This is a genomic window from Actinopolyspora xinjiangensis (assembly GCF_900104475.1).
Lineage (GTDB): Bacteria > Actinomycetota > Actinomycetes > Mycobacteriales > Pseudonocardiaceae > Actinopolyspora > Actinopolyspora xinjiangensis.
In genome coordinates, this window is record NZ_FNJR01000002.1 from 207,828 (window position 1) to 228,909 (window position 21,082).

Sequence of the window (21,082 nt, forward strand, 5' to 3'; positions counted from 1 at the left end):
CATGTCCGGCAGGGATGTTCGGTCTCGGCGAAAGTACCGTCGGTTTCGGGGGTGGCGATGCGGCTGGTCACGGTGGGGCACGGCACGAGTACCCGCGTCGAGTTCGGCCCGCTGCTGCGCGCGGCCGGGATCGAGGTCGTGCTGGACGTGCGCAGCGCCCCGGGCAGCAGGCACAACCCGGACTTCAACCGCTCCGAACTCAGGGAGTGGTTGCCCGAAGCGGGGGTGGAGTACCGCTGGGAGGAGCGGCTCGGCGGGTTCCGGAGGACCCCCGCCGGGTCGCCGGACACCGCCTGCCGGAACGAGGGGTTCCGCGCCTACGCCGCGCACATGCGTACCGAACGGTTCCGCGCGGCCGTGGCGGAGCTGCTCGACGAGGCCACGCACCGCGAGACGGCCGTGATGTGTTCCGAGAGCGTGTGGTGGCGCTGCCACCGTCGCATGATCGCGGACTACGTGACGCTGGTTCGCGGTGTGGAGGCCGTGCACCTGATGCACGACGGTCGGCTGCGCGAGCACCACGCGATGGATGGTGTGCGGCTGCGGCAGGACGGGTTGCTGGTCTACGACGGTGGGCAACTGCGGCTGTGAGGCCGCCGGGGCCGCTCGACGGTGGCGGGAGCGCGCCCGGGGAGCGCCCGCGTCCGCCCCGAGGGCCGTCCGCCTCCTGCCCGGGAAACCTCCGGTCACGGGCGGGTCGTTCGCACGGCCCCGCTCAACGCCGCTCGATCGTCTCGCGCGCACGTCCGGTCGCGTCGATCGTGGCCAGGAGGAACCGCCGGATCGTCTCCCGCTGCTCGTCGCTGAACTCGTGCCAGGCGTCGCCGAGTTCCCGCATCAGCGGCCGGTAGAAGTCACCGCCGACCCGCCGGGCGGAGTCGTGGACGTCCAGCTCCGTCCTGCGCCGGTCGGTCCTGCTGCGTTCGCGGGTGATGTGACCGAGCGACTCCAGCCGTTCCAGCAGGGCCGTGGTGGCCGAAAGGCTCAGGTCGAGCTCGGCCGCCAGCCTGCTCGGCGTCATCGGCTCCCCTCCGCCGGCCGCGTCGAGAATCGCGACGAGCGCGTTGAGGTCGGTGTGGTGCAGACCGTGGGCGTCCCCGAACAGGACGTTGAACCGGTCGAGCTCGACGTTGAGGCGTCGCAGCAGCTTGCCCAGCGCCACATCCCCCTCGGAAGCGGGGGAACCGGCTTCCTGGGGCCCTTCCGGGGATTCGCCGCCCTGGTCGTAGCTCGTGCTCATCGCTCCTCCTCCACGTCGTGCGGCACCTGCCGAGGAAGTAATTCGATAATCGAATTACTCTGGGATGGCAGCGCCAGCAGGGACGCCACCCCGACCCCTCGACCACGACGAGGAACCATCCCATGAACTCCACCGGTCATCCTCCCGACACGGACCAGCATCCCCCGAGGGCGCGTCGCCCGCGATGGCTGATCCCCGCCTCGCTGGTGATCGCCTGGCTGGTCCTGGGCGGCATCGGCGGGCCGTTCACGGGAAAGCTCGCCGAGGTCGCCGAGAACGACAGCTCCACCTTCCTGCCCGCGTCGGCGGAGGCCACCAAGGTCGAGGAACTGCGGCGGCGGTTCTCCGGAGGACAGCGGGTACCCGCGTTCGTCGTGGCCGAACGCGCCGAGGGAATCACCGACTCAGACCGTCGGTACCTGACCCGTGCCTCGGAGCGGATCGCCTCCGTCGAAGGTGTCGAGCGGGTCTCACCCCCGATCCCCTCGCCCGGGGACGACCAGGCGCTGCGGGTGGTCGTCTCGATCGACTCCGGGGCCGAACCGGCCGATTCCGTCTCGGCGATGCGCACCGTTCTGGAACGGCCGCCGCCGGGGCTCACCACGCTGGTCAGCGGCCCCGCCGCGCAAGCCGCCGACCTGTCCGAAGCCTTCAGCGGAGTCGACGGACTGCTGCTGCTCGTGGCGGGCGGCGTGGTGCTGCTGATCCTGGTGCTCGTCTACCGCAGCCCGCTGCTGCCGGTCCTGGTGCTGCTCAGCGCGGTGTTCGCCCTCGGGGCAGCCAGTCTCGCCGTGTACTTCCTGGCGGTGGGTGACGTTCTCGCCCTCAACGGCCAGAGTCAGGGCATCCTGTTCATCCTGGTGGTCGGCGCCGCCACGGACTACGCGCTGCTGCTCGTGTCCCGGTTCCGGGAGGAACTGCGTGCGGCCCCCGACAAGTACCGGGCACTCGCGCGCTCCTGGCGAGCCACGCTGGAACCGATCCTGGCCTCGGCGGGCACGGTCATCCTGGGGCTGCTGTGCCTGCTGTTCAGCGACCTGAACTCCAACAGGAGCCTCGGGCCGGTGGCCGCCATCGGCATCGCCGCCGCGCTGCTGGCCTCGACCACCTTCCTGCCCGCCGTGCTCGCGCTGTTCGGCCGCGCCGCCTTCTGGCCCTTCCCGCCGGTCTCCGCCGCGCGGGGATCGACACGGCGGGGCGGCGGCGAACCGCGAACTTCGGACAACCGCCGCACCGGTGCCTGGGAGTGTGTCGCCACGTGGGTCGGCAGAGCACCCCGGGCGATCTGGATCGGAAGCACCGTGCTTCTGCTCCTCGGCACGCTCGGGCTGCCCCAGCTACGGGCCGACGGCACCGCGCGGTCCGAGGTGTTTTTGACCCCGGTGGAATCGGTCGCCGGGCAGGAACTCCTCTCCGAACATTTCCCGGGCGGGGCGGGGGCACCCACCGTGATCATCGCCGAGGCGGACAGCGCCGAGAGGGTGACGCGGGCAGCCGAGGTGGCCGGGGTGGCCGACGTCGCCGTCACCCGGACTGAGACGGGCGAACCCAGAGTGGTCGACGGACTCGTCCGCGTCGAGGCCGTGCTCACCGACCCCGCCGACTCGGAGGCGGCCCTCACGACGGTGCGGCGGATCCGCGAGTCGGTGCACGCCGTCGAGGGTGCCGACGCACTGGTGGGCGGGACGAGCGCGATCCAGCTGGACACCCGGCTGACCGCGGAGCGCGACCGCTCGGTGATCATCCCGATCGTCCTGCTGGTCATCCTCGCTGTACTGGCACTGCTGCTGCGCGCCCTCGTCGCCCCGCTGGTGCTGCTCGCCACCGTGGTGCTGTCCTTCGCCGCGACGATGGGGGTCTCCGCGCTGGTGTTCAACCACGTGCTCGACATGCCGGGAGCCGATCCGGTCGTCCCGCTCTACGGCTTCGTGTTCCTCGTGGCGCTGGGCATCGACTACAACATCTTCCTGATGACCCGAGCCCGTGAGGAGGTCCGCCGCTCGGAGCACCGGACCGGTGTGCTGCGCGGACTGTCGGTCACCGGCGGGGTGATCACCTCCGCCGGAGTGGTGCTCGCCGCCACCTTCGCCGCGCTGGCCGTGCTGCCGATCCTGTTCCTCGCCCAACTGGCGTTCATCGTGGCGTTCGGAGTGTTGCTGGACACGCTGATCGTGCGTTCGCTGTTGGTTCCGGCGCTGTCGCTGGACATCGGCAGGGTCACGTGGTGGCCCGCGCGGTTGGGACGCCGGAAGGGGTAGCGCCCAGGTGCCGGGAACCGGTGGTTCGTCCACAGCGGACGCACCACCGGTTCCCGGCCCTCACCGCCGGAACGGTCCGGGCCTCAGAGCTTGGCCGCGTAGTAGGTCTCGAACGCGTGGAACGCCGCCTCCTGGCGCCACTGCAGCTTCGCCTTCGGACTACCCGACAACAGCTCGGCGCACGCCGCCGTGTCCGCCTTGCCGAAGCCGGGAGTGTCCGAGGCGCACACCGGTTTCATCCGTCGGGAGCCGGGCTTCGCCCAGAGGCTCTCCCCCTGGATGAAGGCGTGCTCCAGCGAGGTGCGTGCGCTCGCCTTGAGCTGCGAGTAGCTGAGACCGAATTCGGTGGCCGCACGACTGTACTGGGCCGTGATGTCACTGCGCGAAACGCCGGGGTCGTCGGTGGCCAGCGCGTAGGGAACGTCGTGGGCCATGTAGTCGGGCAGCGGGTGCTCCTCCGATCCGCAGACCCGCAGAATCTGGCAGTTGCTGGTCAGCGGTACTTCGACGGGGATGTCGCGTTCGGCCATGTGGTCGGCCAGCGCCCGCCAGTCGTCCTCGTGTCGCAGGTCGATCCCGTGACCGATCCGGTCGGCTCCGGCGATCCGTACCGCCTGGTCGATGTGGTGGGTCAGCTCCTCGGGCTTGACCAGGCCGGGAACGAGCTCGCCCGCGTGCAGGCTGACCGACACCCCGGGGTACTGCTCACTCAGGTAGTCGATCATCCGCATGTGCAGCGTGTAGTCCCGGAGCGAGACCTCGTGGTCCTCGGGTTGGACCATGTTGAGTCCCACGAAGCGGGGATCACTCTGCGCGAGCTCGAAGCCGAGCAGCAGCTGGGTGAACACGCTGGCGGGGGAGTTGGCCCGCGCCACCTGGTAGTCCAGCCGGATCTCGACGCCGCAGCCCGGGCGGGCGCTCGGCGTGCCGCAGTTCAGCAGTTCCCGGTAGCGGGCGAAGTCGCGGTCGGTCTGGCGTCGTGCCGCGCGTTCGACGTCCCGCAGGCCCTCGCGCAGCAGCACCTCCCGCAGCCGCCGGAACTCCCGTTCGGAACTCGGGTCGAAGCCGACGCGCTCCACGAGTTCGCTGCGGGCCTCGTACTGCCTGGACAGCAGCGTCTCGAGGTAGAACTGGTTCTGCTCGGCGAGGTCGCCGGCGACCTCGGCCAGCATGTCACCGTCACGTCCCTCGGTGGCGGCCCAGAACTTGCCGAAGGTCGCGAAGAAGTGGTCGTGGCCCGACTCCTCGCCGCCCGGCTCGAAGCCGGCCATCGACCACGCCCCGATCACGCGCTCGCGGAACTCCGGATCGCTCACCGCGTCCGAGGCCGGACGCTGACCTTCGGTGCACGGCGCGAGGGAGGACTGCATGGTTTCGGCGTCGATGCAGCGTCCGTCCTCGGCGGCGTAGCGGATCAACGACTCGGTGGAAACCGCACCGGAAAGGTGATTGTGCAGATCACCTCCCTTCGGCATGGTTCGCAGGAACTCGTCGAGCTTTTCCGGCCGGTCGCGTATCCGGTCCAGGTAGCGGTTCACCCGGCACTCCCGGTCCCACGGGGCGCACGCCGGAGCCCGCTCGCCCGGTGTGGTCTCCGCTTGGGCGGGCCGTGGCTGTGCGACCAGCACCGGAAGCGAAGCGGCGGTCAGCAGTGCCGCCAGCGCGATGCCGCCCGTTCCGGTAGCTCGTCGGCGTCTTCCGGCCGTTCGGGCTCGCGCGTTCCCGCCGAGCAGGTTCATGAAGCTTCTCCCTGGGGAAGTCGACTGTAGTGGCCGTGTTCGACACGCACGGCACGCTGACGATCCCCGATCATGATCACGACAACCAGGCTGGGTGACGGATTTTCACCCTTTCGGCGTAGGGATGAGCCCCCGAAAAGACGCCCATCCCGGCATCGACCGTTCGGTTCGACGGTAGCCTCGGGAAGGCTGCCGGAAGTGGTGCCCGCCAAGGCGGTGGTTATCCTCGGCGACGTGCTGACTGTCTCGACGGTGAATGTGAACGGCCTGCGTGCCGCCGCCAAGAAGGGGTTCGTCGAGTGGCTGGCCGCCACCGACGCCGACGTGGTCTGCATGCAGGAGACCAGGGCGGAGTACGAGCAGCTTCCGGAGGCCGCGCGTGCGCCACAGGGCTGGCACACGCTGCTGGCGCCGAGTTCGGACAAGGGGCGCAGCGGGGTCGCCATCTACAGTCGCACCGAACCCGAGGCCACCAGGATCGGCTTCGGCTCCGAGGAGTTCGACGACAGTGGCCGCTACGCCGAGGCGGAGCTCGACGGCCTCGTGGTCGGCAGTCTCTACCTGCCCAGCGGGGAGGCCGGTACGCCCAAGCAGGACGAGAAGGAACGCTTCATGGACGAGTTCCTGCCGTACCTGCACCGGCTGCGTGACCGGGCGCGGCAGCAGGGCAAGGAGGTGTTGGTCTGCGGTGACTGGAACATCGCGCATCAGGAGATCGACCTGAAGAACTGGAAGAACAACCGCAAGTCGGCCGGGTTCCTGCCGGAGGAGCGTTCCTGGCTGAGCAGGGTGTTCGACGAGGCCGAGTACGTGGACGTGGTGCGTCGCCTGTTCCCGGAGGGGCCCGGCCCGTACTCCTGGTGGTCGTACCGGGGCAAGGCCTTCGACAACGACTCGGGATGGCGGATCGATTACCACGTGGCCACCGAGCGGCTCGCCGAGCACGCCTCGGAGACGAGGGTCGAGAGGGCGCCGAGCTACGACAAGCGCTGGAGCGACCATGCCCCGGTGACTGTCTCCTTCGACTGGCCGAAGCCGTAGCCGTCTATGCGAGAACATGAATAGATCTTGTCTAGGTCGACCAGGTGCCCGAAGCTGTGAGCATGAAGCTACTTAAAGTGTCCGGTTGCGATGACAAGACCTGTCCGGCCGTCTACGTGTCGGACCGGGGCACAGCGGTGGTCCAGGGCGAGCACGTGCTCAACGCTGACGGGCTGGAGCTTGGCCAAGGCGAAACGGCTGTCGAGCTACCCGCTGAGACCGTCCTAAACGCTGTTTCTGCGCTGGTGGAGTCCGGAACTAGTCCGGAAACCGTGCAGCGGCTCAGGGGGCTTTGAAGTGATTCTGACCCGGGACCAGTTCAGCAAGCAGTTTGACGACTGCCAACGTTCCGCGTGGCGCTTCGAGTGCCAACCGACCTACACCATGCAGCGTGAACAAGACAGCATCGATCGCTGGCGTAAGGGTGAACCGAAGCCCAAAGATCACAACTCTGGTTGGCATGAAACGGTCCGGGAGATCGTGGAGTCCGGCCGCAGCATCGGCCGAGTCCGGACCGTCCGCCGTCCGCTGACCGAGTACCAGCGGTACCAACTCGACTGGGGTATCCCCGGCAACGTCAAAGCTGGGGAAGACATCCGGATCTTGGATCTGACGGATCTTGCCCTTGATTTGCCAGCGCATGACTTCTGGCTCTTCGATGACTCGGTGGTCGTTGATCTGAACTTCTCCCCTGACGGGACGCTGTTTAACATCGACCAGCGAGAGAACCCAGACCTTTCGCAGTACCGCAAGTGGCGAGATACTGCTCTAGCTCACGCTGTCTCGCTGAATGAGTGGGATGCTCGAACCTGATTCCGATCAGCAGCACCGCAAGAACCTTGCTGACACGCTCAAGCAGCTACGGAAAGCGGCTGGACTCTCGGGCGAGAGACTAGCCGCTCGTACTGCCATGTCCCAGCCAAAGATCAGCCGCATCGAGTCCGGCAAGGCGCTGCCCAGCGTTACCGACGTGGAAAGGATCTTGAAAGCACTAGACGTGGGCTCGGAGGTACGGGAGGAACTTCTCTCGCTCACTCGGTCGGCCAACGTCGAGTACACTTCGCTTCGCTCCGCTGCCCGGATGGGAATCTGGCGAAGCCAGGCTGAGATCAAGGCTCTAGCGGAATCATCCTCGGTGGTTCGTCAGTTCTTGCCTGCTATCCCGTCCGGGCTCATCCAGACGCGCGACTACGCGCGAGCCGTTCTGACGCCAGGGGTCGAAGGCCGACCAGCGCGGGACATCGACCGTGCCGTACAGGCTCGGTTGGAAAGCCAAGACGTCTTAAACGATGAGTCCCGCCGGTTCCACTTCCTGCTAACCGAGCAAGCCATCCGGCTAAAGCGCGCAACGGATAGCGTCATGGTTGGCCAGCTGGAGCACATGGCCGCGGTCTCGGATCGGCCGAACGTTGACCTCGCGATCCTTCCAAACTCTGAGCTGGTGAAATCCTCCCCGCTTAACGTGTTCGTCGTCTATGACGACCGACTCGTACTGGTTGAGATTTTCTCCGGAGAAGTAGTCTTGCGTGACTACCGCGATATTTCGTATCACCTGAATGTGTTCGAGCATTTTCGAGAAAGGGCCGTATCTGGTGACAATATCCGGACACTGCTGGCCTCGGTAGCCGATGAGTTTATGCGAGCACGTGACTAAAACTCGAAATGGGAGGGTCATCCGTTCTAACGTCGCTGTATGCCGACGTTGACCGGGAGGCTCGAGAAGCCCGGAGAGATCTTCTCACTCGAATTGAAAGATCTTCTGAACGAGCTTCGTAGGCGTCACTGGACACTCATTCGTTGGGGTCCGGAAGACGAGCCTTGTCTTATGGCGGCCATGTTCAAATGGCAGGCGTGCGCGGATGTGCTTATCCTGCGCGATGAACACCAAGCTACGGGCTACCGAGTGCCGACGATGGATGACAGCGGCGTATTCAACCCCGCTCGGGTCTCGTATCAGTACCACGCTTCACCGTTGTGGACGCTGCGAGCGATCCTGGGACTTCCCGAACCGGGCCAGCCCGGTTCACCTATGGCGCTCGAAACTCCGGCTTCGGCGTGCTTCGTGTCGGAAGACCTTCCGAAACCGGTACTTGTCCGCCCATTGGGAGGATAAGACAGGAGAGCTCACAAAAACCACTCTGTAACGCTCTCAGAGCCGTTTGGGGGGATGAGATCCTGCCCCTGCCGTGCCCCGATAGCGGCAGGGGCTTGCTCATCCTGCGAGTTAGCAGAGCTAGCGCTCCTCGCACGTTCGTCAGGGGGCGCTCGGTGCTCACAGAGCCATGAAACCCAAGAGATCCGGAGTTTCCGGAACTGGTACTGGATAAGGTTCCGGCGCGTTCGGATCGAACAGCTTCCAGAATTTTCCGTTCTCATCCGTCAAGCCGATCGCCTTTGCCGGATCGTTTTCTGTCGAATCCCCTTGGCTCGCATAACCCCAACGAATCCTCTTAGAACTCCTGGAAAAAATGTTGGACGCGTCGGTATTGGATGAGACAGGTGGCCAGCTGGAGCAGACTGTCGTGGATGTCGGCGCGGCGTTGTCAGCGGGTGCGGAGTCGTCGGGGCCAGTGCAACCATCCGAGGCTGCGCTCGATGACCCAGCGGCGGGTGCCGAGTCCGGCCCCGTGGGCCTGGCCTCGGTGGGCGATCACGGGAGTGATGCGGCGTTGTCGCAGCATCGCGCGCACCCGCTTTCTCACGAGCGAGCCAGGAATCCTTCCGTCAGCGCGACCAGCGCCAGTGGGACCTCCTCGGGAGCGTAGTGCCCTGCGTCGGCGAACACCTCGAGCTCGGCGTTCGGGTACCAGCGCAGCCAGGTGTCCCGCATGACCTCGGGAGGGAGTGCCTTGTCGTGCGCCCCGCCACACACCAGCACCGGTGTCTCGTTGCCCGCGATGTGCTCGTGGATGTCGGTACCCGCCCACGAGTCGAGATAACGGCGGAAGGCGTTCCGATCGCTGCATTCCACCGAACGACGCACGGTGGCCTCCAACCAGGGGCCGGGGAGCCTGTGCCCGGAGGTCATGTCGATGATGGCCCTGCGGTTCTCCGGGGTCCAGGCGGCTCCGGCGAACAGTTCCCAGCTCTCCTCGTCCAGGGGCACCCCCGAAGCGGGCACGGGTGAGATCCCGACCAGGCAACGCACCCTGTTCGGGGCCTTGAGCAGCACGTGCTGGGCGATCATCCCTCCCATCGAGTGTCCGACCACGGAGAACTCGGGCAGCTCGAGCGCGTCGGCGGTGGCCAGTAGGTCCTCGGCGGCCTCGGAGACGGTGTACTCCCCCGCGTGGCCGACGGCCTCCCCGTAGCCACGGAGGTCCACGAACACGTAGGAGAAGGTGGTGGTGTCCATCCAGGGTTGCAGCCCGGCGAAGGTGCTGCGGTCACCGAACCAGTTGTGCACCACCAGCACCGCGTGCCCGCCGCTCCCCAACCGGTCGTGGGGCAGTGCGTGCGCCATCTCGCCTCCCGGACGCGTGGGAGAGTCCCTCATTCCGAGAATGATCTCCCGGACCGGGAAGGTCAATTCCGCGTGCGAGTGATGCTGTTGGGAACGAACCGGATCGGCATGTGTTTGATGCCGTTGACGAAGTTCGACACCAGCCGCCGCGTCGGCCCGGCGAGTTCGAGCTCGGGCATCCGCCACAACGCCTCGGCGTAGAAGGCACGCAGCTGCATCCGGGCGAAGTGCGCCCCCAGGCACACGTGGGGCCCGTCTCCGAAGGCCAGGTGCCCGTTGGGGGAACGTCGAACGTCGAACTCGTACGGTCGGGGGAACGCACGCCGGTCGAAATGAGCCGAACAGTGGAAGACCACCACCTTCTCCCCGGCCCGCACGGCCCTGCCCGCCAGGTTCAGATCGGTGGTGGCGGTGCGACGGAAACTCAGCACCGGCGGGTGGTAGCGCAGGGTCTCCTCCACCGCCGAGTCGAGCAGCTCGGGCTTCGCCCACAGGGCCCGGTGTTGTTCGGGGTGCTCGGCGAAGGCACGCATGCCACCGGGTAGTGCGCTACGTACCGTGTCGTTTCCCGCCACCGACAGCAAGAAGAAGAACATCCCCAGTTCGGCCTCGGACAGCCCCCGGCCGTTCACCTCGGCGGTGGCCAGCACGCTCATCAGGTCGTCGGCCGGGTGGCGACGTTTGTGCTCGGCCAGTTCACGCGCGTAGGAGAACATGTCGCCCAGTTGCTCGGGTGAGCGAGGATCGACCGGTCGGCCGGTGGCGTCCACGGCCGTCCCGGCGTGATCCGGATCCTGGTATCCGATGACACGGTTGGTCCACTCCAGCAGCCTGCCGCGGTCGCTTTCGGGGACTCCGAGCAGATCGGCCAGGTTGAGTAGGGGGAAGTCGTCGGTGACCTCGGCGGGCAAGTCGCACTCGCCGCGCTCGGCCACCGCGTCGACGAGTTCACGGGCCCGACGCGCCACCGCTCGTCGCATCAGTGTGACCCGGCGGGGTGTGAAGGCGCGGCTGACGATCCGGCGTAGCTTGTTGTGCTCCGGGGGATCCATGTTGAGCATCATGCGGCGGAGGAAATCCAGGTCCTCCGGTGCGGGATCGCGGATCTGAGTGGCGCCCGACCACGAGGAGAACTCGGTCGGGGACCTCAGCACCCGCACCACGTCCTCGTGGCGGGTGACGGCCCAGAACCCCGGACCGCCGGGCCAGTCACCCACCGGGTGCTCGTGCTGCCAACTGACCGGATCGTGCTCACGCAGCCACGCGAAGGACTCGTGCGGAATACCGTCGACGTAGCGACGCGGGTCGAAGACATCGGGAGGGGAGGGTGCGCTGTCGGTCATCGGACCTCCGGGGGAGGCGTCACTGTCACCGAGGAACACCCTGCCACCGATCCGTGAGCACGGCACTGCTCCACGAGTGCCCAGCTGGACCGGGTGTTCTCCGGAATCGCCGCTCCATCCGTCGAGACACCGGCTCAGGCGCACTGATCACCGCCGTCCCGGTTCGCTGGCGTGTTCACGCCACGAAGATCACAGCCGGGGAAGACGTGTGATGATCGGGACATGCGAAAAAGGGTGAAGAGGTTCGTGGCCGTTCTGGGGCTTTCACGACGGCCGGGGCCATGAGCGTCACCGTCGCTCCGCCGTGGATGTAGACCGTCCCCGCTGTCGTACTCCGGACACAGCCGCAACGGATTCTCGGGGTGGGCGGTGGCGGCGGTGAAGTCCGTCCCGTAGTCCCGTGCGGTGGGTCCACTCGTCGATCCGCTGCCGGGTACGTTCCCGCTCGAGTGTCCACACCACGGATCCTTTGAAGGAGATGAGGATGCCGGGTCGGGCCGGTGACGGTTGGCGTCCACCCCGTGGGTGATGGAGCCGTGGGTGATGGAGTGACCGGAGGCGACCACCGAGCCATCACCTCCCGCTACGACAAAACCGCCTCGTCCTACCGAGGCATGATCGATCTCGCCGCGCTTCTCATCCGGTTTCGAGGATGGTCTCAGCGGCCGGGGAGTGGAAGCTCCCCGGCCGCCGGTCTCGACGATGATGTGATGTCGAGACCTTCCCCCAGGGGCAGGTTCTCGCGGCACCTGTGGCCCGGTGGCTCCGTCGGCCGGGCGGTTCGAGTGCCCCGGACGGGGCGCCCTTCGTCGTGGTCGGAGGTTCTGTCCGGTGTCGTGTTCGTCCGACACGTTGGATTCTGGGAGGTGGCGAACCGGGCGGGCAACTGTGACCGCCGGGGATATCCCTGGCGGTGATATCCTTGTCAGGAACACCGGCCACGCTGGGTGTTCGTTCCACCGTGTGGGTGAAGCGTCGGGCCTCGTGGAGGTCGGTCGACCCGTCCAGGACCGTTCCCGCGCCGTACGGACTCCGTTTTGGACACTCTTGGTAGTCAACCTGTTACCGTGAACGGAGTGTCTCGACATAGAATCGTGACGTGATCATCGAACCGCCGAGTTTCGGTAGCTATTTACGCCACCTGAGATCAGGTGCTCCCCCGGCCGCGTTCGCGCCCGACCCGGCTTACCGGACGCCGCGCCCGGCGATGAACCGGGCGGAGCTGGCGACGGCGGCGCGCACCAGCGTGGGTTACGTCCAGAAGCTGGAGCAGGGGCATGCGGACAATCCTTCCCCGACGGTGGTGGATCGACTGGCCGATGCTCTCGGGAGTGTCTCGGTGGAGCGGCAGCACCTCCACGACCTGGCCGGTGCCCAGCGGGGTGACCAAGCGGAACCGGGGCGGCGACAGGAAGTGACCTCGGTGCAGCGCGAGGCGGCCGACGGACTGCACCCGAGTTTGGCCGCCTACGTCGACGAGGGGTGGAACGTGCTGTACTCCAACGCGGAGTACCGTCGGGTGTTTCGGCGTATCACCGAGGTCGGCAATGTGTTGACCTGGTTCTTCTACATGCCGGAATCCAAGGCTGTCATGGTCGAGTGGGAGTACGAGGCGCGGTTGACGGTGGCCTGGTTACGTGCCCTCATGGCGCGCAGGCCCGGTAATCCGATGTTCGCCGAGGTCCTGGACATGCTCTCGCGATCGACGGAGTTCGTGCGGATGTGGGAGCTGCAGGAGGTGATCCTGGGGCGCCACAAGCCGCATTTCCTGGTCCACGACCTCGATCGTGGGCGGGAGGTCGAGTTGTTGGCGCAGGTCTACCCGAGCCCGGATCCGAGCCAGGAGATGCAGCTCTACCTGGGAATCCCGGCGAGGTAGGGCGTTACCAGTGATCCAGGGAGTCCAGGAAGGACAGCAGCAGCGAGGTGCTTTCCTCGGGATGCGTCACGGGGGGCGCGTGAGCCGCCCCGTCCACCTCCTGCAACGGGCTCGCTTGTGGGATGGCCGTGGCCAGGAACTCCATGCGTTCCCGGGGGATGGAAGCGTCCTTCGAACCGCGTATCAGCAGCGTGGGACACGTGATCTCACCGACACGAGTGGTGATGTCGTCGCGTTCGAACAGGCACCGTGCGGGAGAACCGAGGGGAAGAGGGCGAGTTTTCCAGCGTTGCCGCCAGTGGGCCGCTTGCGGGTGGTCTCCGATGATTTGCTGTGACAGCGGAACGAGCAGTTCGTCCACGGAACCCTGTTCGGCCAGCTCGCCGAACAGCGCGGTGTAGCCGCGGCGATCCTCGTCGGAGAGCGGGTGTGCCTCGGTGTCCAGGAGCAGGAGCCCGGTGACCCGGTTCGGTGCGATCAGCGCCGTGCGTAGCGCGGTGAACCCGCCCTGGGACAGGCCGCCGACGACCGCACGCTGAATGCCGAGGTGGTCCATCAGGCCGATCAGGTCGTTGGCCATGTCCCAGTAGGTGAACGGCGAGTCCCCCGCCGGGCTGTCGCCGTGCCCACGTGCGTCCCAGGTCACCACGCGGTAGCCGCGGGCCGAAAGGGCTTCGGCCTGTGCGGTGAACATGGTGTGGTCCAGGAAAAAGCCGTGTCCCAGCAGTACGGCGGGACGATCGTCACCCCCGGTGTCCGCGAAGTACATGTCGTGTCCGTTGACATGGGACAGTGGCATTCTCGTTCCTCCCGCGAAGTGAGTCCGCTCCGACCAGCGTCTGGGACCAGCCTGATTTTGCGATACTACGAAGTTCTGTCGGTGTGTCCGCAAGCCCGGTTGCTACGGGTGAGCGCTCGTGATCGACGAGTCACCGGACGGCCCGTGACGAACGCGGTGGCTTATCGTCGTGGTCGTGACGACACACATGCAGCCTATCTCCGAACTGTTCGATCCGGCCGTGTGGCAGCCTGTGGAGGGTTTCGAGTTCACCGACATCACCTATCACCGGTGTGTCGAGGACGGCCCGGGCAAGGGAACCGTCCGCATCGCGTTCGACCGCCCCGAGTCCCGGAACGCGTTCCGTCCGCACACCGTGGACGAGCTCTACCGAGCGCTCGACCACGCACGCATGACCAGCGACGTCGGCTGCGTGTTGCTCACGGGCAACGGCCCGTCCCCCAAGGACGGTGGTTGGGCCTTCTGCTCGGGCGGTGACCAGCGCATCAGGGGCCGTTCGGGTTATCGCTACGCCGAGGGCGAGACCGCCGAGACCGTCGATCCGGCCCGGGCCGGAAGGCTGCACATCCTGGAGGTGCAGCGGCTGATCCGGTTCATGCCCAAGGTCGTCATCGCGGTTGTTCCCGGTTGGGCGGCCGGGGGTGGGCACAGCCTGCACGTGGTCTGCGACCTCACGCTGGCCAGTGCCGAGCACGCGCGGTTCAAGCAGACCGACGCCGATGTCGGTAGCTTCGACGGCGGGTTCGGTTCCGCCTACCTGGCGCGGCAGGTGGGGCAGAAGTTCGCCCGCGAGATCTTCTTCCTGGGCCGTCCCTACGACGCCGAACAGGCCCACCGGATGGGGATGGTCAACGAGGTGGTGCCCCACGGTGAGCTGGAGGGGACGGCGTTGCAGTGGTCCCGTGAGATCAACGGCAAGTCCCCCACCGCGCAGCGCATGCTCAAGTACGCCTTCAACGCCATCGACGACGGCTTGGTCGGCCAGCAGGTCTTCGCCGGAGAGACGACCAGGCTGGCCTACATGACCGACGAGGCGGCCGAGGGGCGTGACTCGTTCCTGGAGAAACGAGCCCCGGACTGGTCGGAGTTCCCCTGGTACTACTGACCGCTTTGCCGGGTTGCCGGTGGGGCGGCACTTTCGGCGCTCGTGATGCCGCGAGTGCCGCCCGAGCGACTCGTGAAGTCGTGGGCTCGGTGTTCAGCGCCCGGCCGAACACCTCTCCGCCGGTCGTTGTCCCTCCGGCACCGTCGTGTTTCCCTCCCACCGGCTCAACGCCGCGTCGCCTGGGGCGTTCGTGAACGTAGGCGGCGGTCGCACGTCGGTTGGGCCGGGCCTGATCGACGGTCTCGCGGGAGGTCACCCGTAACGGCGGGGAGGAGGTGTATCGGGCGCGGCAGGCCGCGTGGGACCGGGCACGCCACCCCAAGTCCAGCAAGCTCACCGGGTGTCCCCGGCTGGCCGGAGTGGTTGAAGACTGGTCGTGTCTGTGGCGGCGCTCCCTTCACGGATCGCGGCCCGGCCGCGGTGGGCTTACCCGAGTGATCCGAAAGACGCGGGCCTCGCACGACACGATCCACCGCAGTCCGTATCCGCGAACCCCTCAACTGGAACAACCCCACCGAGCAACTCACTCCTCCGGCCTCGCCCGAGAAATCGTCGCCGGGCCGAAGCGTCGGCGATTCATTGCGTTTCGCTGAGGACAAGGCTCAGCCCGCCGCAGAAGGCGAGCACCAGTCCGGACACGTAGGCGATGTAGATCGGACGATCGGTCGTGCGCAGCCTGGCCCGAATCAGCGCTGCCGTGCCCAGCGAGCCGTGCGTGTAAATGGCGGCGAAAAACCCGACCTGAGTCCAGGTGATCGCTGCTCCGCCGAGCAGGTATCCGCACAGCTGACCCGCCAGCGCCGCCCCCAGGGTCGTTAACATCCCTTCGAAGTGGTCTTCGTGACCGAACAGCTGATCCACGAACCGGTTCCCTTTTCCGGTGGTCGAGGTGGTCGTTTTTCTCGCGACTGTGACCCACCAGTTCCGGACACGTGAGAAGAGCAGGAAAAACATCACCAGGACCGACCAGGCGAGGGTCACGGCGAAGGTGGTCGTGAACAATATTTAACCTCGAAAAATTATGTGGAACACCAGGCCGGACAACAGGATACACGTCCACGAGCAGTGGACGTGTATCCTGGCATGCCGCTAGTCAGCAGTTATCCTTAATATAGTTGACTCCGACCAATTCTGTTGCTAGGTGCCCGATGCCACTCCGCGATTCTTTCCAGAGGGTTTGCCAATCTTTTCTGGTGAAGGCTCGAAGTAGCTTGGTCGTCTCTTTCGCTCCCCCGAGGCCTCGGATTGCCCGTATTCCTTGTAGGGCTTTCGCGCTGGGAATGCCAAAGCTGCCCGCTATCATCCCAACTCCGATCAAACAATTCCAGGGGATATTCTTCAATAAGCTGCCGATGCTGCTACCGACGTCCTTGAAGAAGTCGCCAACATCGCTGAAGAAGCTTCCAACACCGTCCAGCCAAGAACCCTCGCTCTGCGAGGCGGTCGCGTATGTGGCGAGCTGAATTTCGGCTTCAGTCGGTTCCGGCCTGTTGTTGATTTTGGCATCGTACTCGGGTTGGTTTTTGGCGATCGCATCCCGCAGAGCTTGGTGTGCCGCTTCCGCCGCTTTGCGGGCGGCCTCGGCCGAGTCGGCGTCTTCGGCAGCCTCCAATGAGGCCTTACGGGCGTCGGCGGCGGCCGAATAGGCGAGATCGGCGAAGCTCCGGGCATCCGACACCGAGCGATACGCTTGGACCGCGTACCGGCTCGCTTCGTCGGCGGACTGTCGTGCCGATGCCGCGGCATCACGGGCGACATCGGCTGAGTTCGCTGCTTGCTCGGCCGAAGCCTGCGCGTTGTCCGCCGCGGTCTGCGCCTGCGCGGCGTAGTCAGCGGCTTGACTCGCTGAGTCGGCCGCCTGCTGCGCGTATCCATTGGCCTCAGCCGCCGCACCGCGGGCCTTCGCCGAGGATTCGGCCGCCCGGTATGCCTGCCGCTGTGCCTCGGCGGCTGCCTGCAAACCTCGGTGCACGAGGCGCTCCATCTCGGCGTGGTGCACCGCCGCCCGCAGATCAGCGGCCGCCGCGATGTGCTGGTCGTACTGCAGGAACCTACGGGGCCACGAAGCCGGACCACTCAGTGCGACCTCGGCGGCCCCCGCGGCACGTGGACCGCCTGAACTCAGGACTCGCGTGGCGTTGATACGGTTGTCGGTGGCTCTGGCGGCATACTGGCCTTCTTCCAGAAACTGACGAATGTCCTCGGGAGTACCGTCCAGTGCCTCTTGCGCGGCCTGCTCGAGGGTCGGCCCGGTCGCGTTGCTCAGCACTTGGACCGCGCGGAGCCGGTCATCGGTCTCGCGCCCCTCGTAATCCTGGTTCTTCAGGAATTCCCGCATCTCCGCGGGCGGGGCGTCCAGCGCGGCCATCGCCGCCTTCCGCAACCCGGTTCGTTCGGTCAGCTCGGCGAGCCACGCTACCCGAGCGCGGTCGTCCTGTACCGCTGCGGCTTCACGACCGGTGGCGAGCCACTCGCGTACGTCGGCCTCCGTACCCGACAACGCGTGCAGGGCCGCCTGTCGGCTCCACTGTCCGCCCGTTCGCAGTACGTTGACGGCGGCTTTCCGTCCCTTGCTCAGCACGGTTTCCGGTTCGGCATCGGGAGCGGTGGCAGCCGCGAGCAACGCCTCGGTTTCCGCGTCGATGCGGGCCTGCTCGGCCGCGTCCCACCGCAGCTCCTCCTCTTGTTCCTGTTTCGCCTGCTTGGCCTGCTTAGCGGCTTGGAGAGCCAGATATTGGTTCTCCGCTATGCGGGTGTCCTCCGCCTCGCGCGCCAGGTCGACGACCTCGCGTGCCTGCATGGCCGCTTCGGTCGAGGCGTTCGCCGCTTCGATGGCCGCGTTCGCGTGCGTGGTCGCGGCCTTGGCGGCGTCTTCGGATTCGCCCGCATGTGCGGCCGCGTCCTCCGCCGCCGCGGCGGCGTTGCGGGCGTGTTGCGCGGATGAGTTCGCTGCCGCCGCCGCGTCGTCGGCCGCCTGCGCGGATCGGTTCGCCAATTCGGTGGCCGCGTTCGCGGCCTTGGTGGCCCGCTGCGCATGAGTCCGGGCCGCTTCTCCGGCAGCGGCGGCATTGGCGGCCGCGTTCTCGGCAACGCCTGTCAACCGACCGGCCTCGCTGGCGGCCGTGCCCGCCGCTGCCGCGTTGCGTGCCGCGCTGGCCGCCTCCTGGGCCGCGGTCGAAGAGGCCCGAGCCGCGTTTCCTGCCTGCTGAGCAGCGGTTGCCGCATGCTCCGCGCCTGTGGCCGCGTTCCGCGCGGCTTGGGCCGCCTGACGGGCCGCGTCCGCCTGACTGGCGTCCATCGCGGCCGCCGAGGCCGCGGAATAAGCCCGTGAAGCCGCCTGACCGGCGGAGCTCGCCGCGCTCGCCGCACGCGATGCGGCATTGGCAGCGGAGCGGGCAGCCCGGTCCGCTGCGGCGGAAGCGGTGGTCGCCACCTGTGCTGCCTGTGCCGCCTGACGAGCGGTGTCCGCGGCGATCCTAGCGGCGGCGGTCGCCCGCTCCGTATCACCCTCTGCGGCCTCGGTTTCCCGTCGCGCTCGTTCCGCGGCTTCCCTGGCTTCGGCGGCAGCCTTCACCGCACGCTCGGTGGCCGCTTCCGCCGCTGCCGTCTGCCGTCGGGCTTCCGCACCGGCCTTTTCGGCACGTTCGACGAGCTCGGTAACGGTGGCCTTCTCCGTGTCCCGCGCCTGCGCGACTTCCAGTTCGCGGTTCAGGAACCGATTGAAGGCGGCTTCGGTGTCGGCCTGCAGCGCCCGTTCAGCGGCTTGCTTCACGTGCGGGCCGCCGTTGGCCTTGGCGCGCACCACCCGTATCCGCAAATCGTGGTACCGGGCCTCTTTCCAACCCGTTTTCAGGAACTTCTCATAGGCTTCGGTGGTGTCGGTTTGCAAGACCTCTTCGGCCGCACTCCGCATTCTGGCGCCACCGTTGGCCTTCAGCCGCACAACCGTCAACCGCAGATCGCGGTAGTGAGGATCCTTCCAGCCGGTGTCCACGAAATTCTGTAATGCTTCGAGAGTTCCTTCGTTCAATGTCGCGTTGACCGCCTGCTTCATGGCAGGACCACCGCTGGACATCAGTCGTGTAATACTGATACGCAGGTCATGGAGCTTTGCCCGCTCCTTGCCGTTGCGCAGGAACTCGCGCAGCGCATCGTCGCCTCCGGCGAGCGCCTTGGATGCGGCGTCCCGCGTCGCGGGGCCGCCTACCCGCCACAATCGCGCTACCTCGGCGCGGTCGGCGGGCGTTACTCTGGCCTCCTCTGCCAATGCGGCCTGCGCCGGGCCCGTGAGTGTTACGGTCAGAACGGTGGCCAGGCCGGCCGATACCAAACTTCGGCGAAGTGCTCGCCCGATTTTCGGCTGTCTGAATTTTCTTCGAAATAGCATGAATGTGATCCCCAGTTCGTTTTGGTTCGAACGCGCTAAAACATTGCCGTCCGACCGAGATCGCGCACTCGTTCGAGGTGGGACACCAGAGAAGAGGAGTGTTATCGGTCGAGCGGTTTCCCGCGCCCGTACGAATGCCTTTTAGGCTCGTGCTTGCCCCTACGCTGGGGCGGCAGTGGGGTTTCCCGAATTCGTGTTATCAGGTGCTTCCTTCTGCCACGACCACGAAAGGTCGTCATAGCTCCGGGGGCGAACCCGTTCATCGTCTCCGAAATGCACTCACCGCTCACATTTCTGATGCTCCGGACGACAAGTCAGACTGTCTTGTGTGTTGTCGGGAAACGACAAATTCTCGCACCGCGAAGCGCGCCCCAGGGTTCAGCTCTGGATGATACGGCAGAAATGAAGAAACTGATAACATCAGGAAATAAGTTTCGTTGTGTTACTTTGGAACGCGTAGTTCGACCAATGCGGCTGGATCCTCGTCGGCTCCGTTTCCGATTCCTATGGCTGTGGTCTTCCCGGAAGGAATCACGACTTGTTCCGATTGGCCGTTGGAAGTCACAGTTGCGTTGACGGTGTGATCGTCCCCTCGGATGGAATAGACGTTGGGTATCTCCATGGTCAACCAGCCGTGCGCGTCGATGACTTCATAGCACGACCTGTCGATGCTGGTGTTCGCGCTGTCCACGCGGATTAGTGGAGTATCCTTGTCACAGCCCACCTTGATGATGTTTCCATCGCCCTCGATGAGTTTGACCCCGGTCTCATCCTCGATCTGCGCGGCTCCGGGATAGCTGTAGTCCTCCACGATCGGTGGAGGTTTCTCAGTGTCCTGCTGTGCTGTCGCGACTTGAGTGGCTATGAATCCGCTGGATGTCAGAGCGGCAACTATGGCTCCCAATCCGGCGAGCCGAGTTCTGTGTGGCATTTCACCCTCGATTGTCTGATGCATAAATAATTGAGCGGAAAGATCGTACTTCATTCGTGGACGGGGTGCAATAAGTGATCTTCGGGGATCTTCCGTGGTCGCGCGCTGCGCGAAATTCTCTTGTGGTGCTGTGCGCAGCAAGGAAGATCATCGGTTCGTGTTGTCGACCGGCAATCGGAGTACAGTCTCTCGGTCATCCGGTGGTACCCGCGTGGGCGGTGATTATTGTCACTGATCTTGCTGTTTCCTTCGGAAGTGTCGAGCGGGTTCCGAGCTACGACAAGCGTTGGAGTGATCACGCGGCCGTGGGCGCGACCACGTCGCTCCGCCTCCACCGGTGCGTGCAACAAGTGGCTCGACCTGGGACGAGGGCATGGGCATGCAGGTCTGCCGCCCATCGGGCAGTCATGACCTGCCCGGCAAAAAGTCCGATCAGCGCCCTCACGAGGACGCCTGGTCAAGCCTTTTCCGGCTGGTGCATGCGCCCCTTGAGGTCGCTCGCGAAATCGCCGCGGCGCTCTCCGAGGTGGAACGGGTTTTTCGGCGAGAATCCCGCGTGCGCCGAGGCCCCGATAGTGGAGCCACGCCCCGCCGGTGCAACCAGCGCCGGGTCGCCCGCGTCCCAGTGGAGCAGCGAGCCGTTCCGTCATCCGGAGCACCGTGGTCGACGCCGTTCGCGAGCCGTGGCCGAAGCCCGTGGGGAGGCCGGACGGCGAACGGTACTCGTGGATGTCGAGCGGCTTGGAACACGAGCAGCGCAGTGAGGAGAGATCGGTATGCCGCAGCACCGAACGCCCCCCAGGTGCCCCGTCTGCGGGATGCACTTCTGCATCTGTCCGGACAAGAGCGTCCGAACCGGCTGTTTCCTCGTCCGAACGGGTGGTGGGGCGCCGCGAC

Annotated in this window: 17 protein-coding genes and 1 pseudogene; 9 read left to right on the plus strand and 9 right to left on the minus strand. The window is 66.1% G+C overall.

Features of this window, described 5'->3' with window-relative positions; translation table 11 throughout:
• Nucleotides 1-57: 57 nt before the first annotated feature.
• On the plus strand, nt 58-591 hold the full coding sequence (locus BLQ75_RS03635) for a DUF488 domain-containing protein (protein ID WP_092598377.1): 534 nt from the start codon (nt 58-60) through the stop codon (nt 589-591).
• A gap of 124 nt (nt 592-715) precedes the next feature.
• Here BLQ75_RS03635 and BLQ75_RS03640 read toward each other — a convergent pair whose 3' ends face one another.
• Nucleotides 716-1,240, minus strand: coding sequence for a MarR family transcriptional regulator (locus BLQ75_RS03640; RefSeq protein ID WP_092597724.1), 525 nt, complete (start codon nt 1,238-1,240; stop codon nt 716-718).
• Between the two features lie 122 nt (nt 1,241-1,362).
• On the opposite strand from BLQ75_RS03640, the gene BLQ75_RS03645 reads away from it, so the two are divergent.
• On the plus strand, nt 1,363-3,498 hold the full coding sequence (locus BLQ75_RS03645; protein WP_092597727.1) for an MMPL family transporter: 2,136 nt from the start codon (nt 1,363-1,365) through the stop codon (nt 3,496-3,498).
• A gap of 83 nt (nt 3,499-3,581) precedes the next feature.
• Here the strand turns inward: BLQ75_RS03645 and BLQ75_RS03650 are convergent, their stop codons facing one another.
• A complete protein-coding gene (locus BLQ75_RS03650) occupies nt 3,582-5,237 on the minus strand; it encodes an adenosine deaminase family protein (RefSeq protein WP_092597730.1) in 1,656 nt (551 codons plus the stop codon).
• A gap of 234 nt (nt 5,238-5,471) precedes the next feature.
• On the opposite strand from BLQ75_RS03650, the gene BLQ75_RS03655 reads away from it, so the two are divergent.
• The 5 genes from BLQ75_RS03655 to BLQ75_RS03675 all read left to right on the plus strand — a co-directional run bounded on the left by BLQ75_RS03655 (nt 5,472) and on the right by BLQ75_RS03675 (nt 8,391).
• Nucleotides 5,472-6,278 (plus strand): exodeoxyribonuclease III, encoded by an 807-nt coding sequence (locus BLQ75_RS03655; RefSeq protein ID WP_092598380.1) that lies wholly within the window; start codon nt 5,472-5,474, stop codon nt 6,276-6,278.
• Between the two features lie 62 nt (nt 6,279-6,340).
• Nucleotides 6,341-6,574, plus strand: coding sequence for a hypothetical protein (locus BLQ75_RS03660; RefSeq protein ID WP_170837303.1), 234 nt, complete (start codon nt 6,341-6,343; stop codon nt 6,572-6,574).
• Between the two features lies 1 nt (nt 6,575).
• Nucleotides 6,576-7,091, plus strand: coding sequence for a DUF6879 family protein (locus BLQ75_RS03665; protein ID WP_092597733.1), 516 nt, complete (start codon nt 6,576-6,578; stop codon nt 7,089-7,091).
• Nucleotides 7,078-7,932: a helix-turn-helix domain-containing protein gene (locus tag BLQ75_RS03670; protein WP_092598385.1), complete on the plus strand. Its 855-nt coding sequence runs from the start codon at nt 7,078-7,080 to the stop codon at nt 7,930-7,932. The genes BLQ75_RS03665 and BLQ75_RS03670 overlap by 14 nt, the downstream gene beginning before the upstream one ends.
• 39 nt (nt 7,933-7,971) lie before the next feature.
• Nucleotides 7,972-8,391: a hypothetical protein gene (locus tag BLQ75_RS03675; RefSeq protein ID WP_092597736.1), complete on the plus strand. Its 420-nt coding sequence runs from the start codon at nt 7,972-7,974 to the stop codon at nt 8,389-8,391.
• A gap of 337 nt (nt 8,392-8,728) precedes the next feature.
• Here BLQ75_RS03675 and BLQ75_RS24110 read toward each other — a convergent pair.
• The 3 genes and pseudogenes from BLQ75_RS24110 to BLQ75_RS03685 all read right to left on the minus strand — a co-directional run.
• A pseudogene (locus tag BLQ75_RS24110) lies at nt 8,729-8,965 on the minus strand (IS5/IS1182 family transposase); the annotation flags it as partial.
• Between the two features lie 11 nt (nt 8,966-8,976).
• On the minus strand, nt 8,977-9,741 hold the full coding sequence (locus BLQ75_RS03680; RefSeq protein ID WP_092597739.1) for an alpha/beta fold hydrolase: 765 nt from the start codon (nt 9,739-9,741) through the stop codon (nt 8,977-8,979).
• A 62-nt stretch (nt 9,742-9,803) separates the two neighbouring features.
• The gene (locus BLQ75_RS03685; protein ID WP_092598388.1) at nt 9,804-11,084 is read right to left on the minus strand and encodes a cytochrome P450; all 1,281 of its coding nucleotides are present in this window, start codon (nt 11,082-11,084) and stop codon (nt 9,804-9,806) included.
• Between the two features lie 1,099 nt (nt 11,085-12,183).
• On the opposite strand from BLQ75_RS03685, the gene BLQ75_RS03690 reads away from it, so the two are divergent.
• On the plus strand, nt 12,184-12,963 hold the full coding sequence (locus tag BLQ75_RS03690) for a helix-turn-helix domain-containing protein (protein ID WP_092597742.1): 780 nt from the start codon (nt 12,184-12,186) through the stop codon (nt 12,961-12,963).
• A 4-nt stretch (nt 12,964-12,967) separates the two neighbouring features.
• Here the strand turns inward: BLQ75_RS03690 and BLQ75_RS03695 are convergent, their stop codons facing one another.
• The gene (locus BLQ75_RS03695) at nt 12,968-13,762 is read right to left on the minus strand and encodes an alpha/beta fold hydrolase (RefSeq protein ID WP_092597745.1); all 795 of its coding nucleotides are present in this window, start codon (nt 13,760-13,762) and stop codon (nt 12,968-12,970) included.
• Between the two features lie 187 nt (nt 13,763-13,949).
• Between BLQ75_RS03695 and BLQ75_RS03700 the strand changes: the two genes are divergently transcribed.
• Nucleotides 13,950-14,867 carry a 1,4-dihydroxy-2-naphthoyl-CoA synthase gene (locus tag BLQ75_RS03700; protein ID WP_092598391.1) on the plus strand — a complete coding sequence of 306 codons (918 nt, stop codon included), beginning with the start codon at nt 13,950-13,952 and terminating at the stop codon, nt 14,865-14,867.
• A 576-nt stretch (nt 14,868-15,443) separates the two neighbouring features.
• On the opposite strand, the gene BLQ75_RS03705 is transcribed toward BLQ75_RS03700, so the two are convergent.
• From BLQ75_RS03705 to BLQ75_RS22940, 3 genes are all read right to left on the minus strand, one after another.
• A complete protein-coding gene (locus BLQ75_RS03705; RefSeq protein WP_139182898.1) occupies nt 15,444-15,728 on the minus strand; it encodes a hypothetical protein in 285 nt (94 codons plus the stop codon).
• 232 nt (nt 15,729-15,960) lie between these two features.
• Nucleotides 15,961-19,254 (minus strand): ALF repeat-containing protein, encoded by a 3,294-nt coding sequence (locus BLQ75_RS03710; RefSeq protein ID WP_092597750.1) that lies wholly within the window; start codon nt 19,252-19,254, stop codon nt 15,961-15,963.
• A 442-nt stretch (nt 19,255-19,696) separates the two neighbouring features.
• Nucleotides 19,697-20,239 (minus strand): hypothetical protein, encoded by a 543-nt coding sequence (locus BLQ75_RS22940; protein WP_170837305.1) that lies wholly within the window; start codon nt 20,237-20,239, stop codon nt 19,697-19,699.
• Nucleotides 20,240-21,082 lie beyond the last annotated feature (843 nt).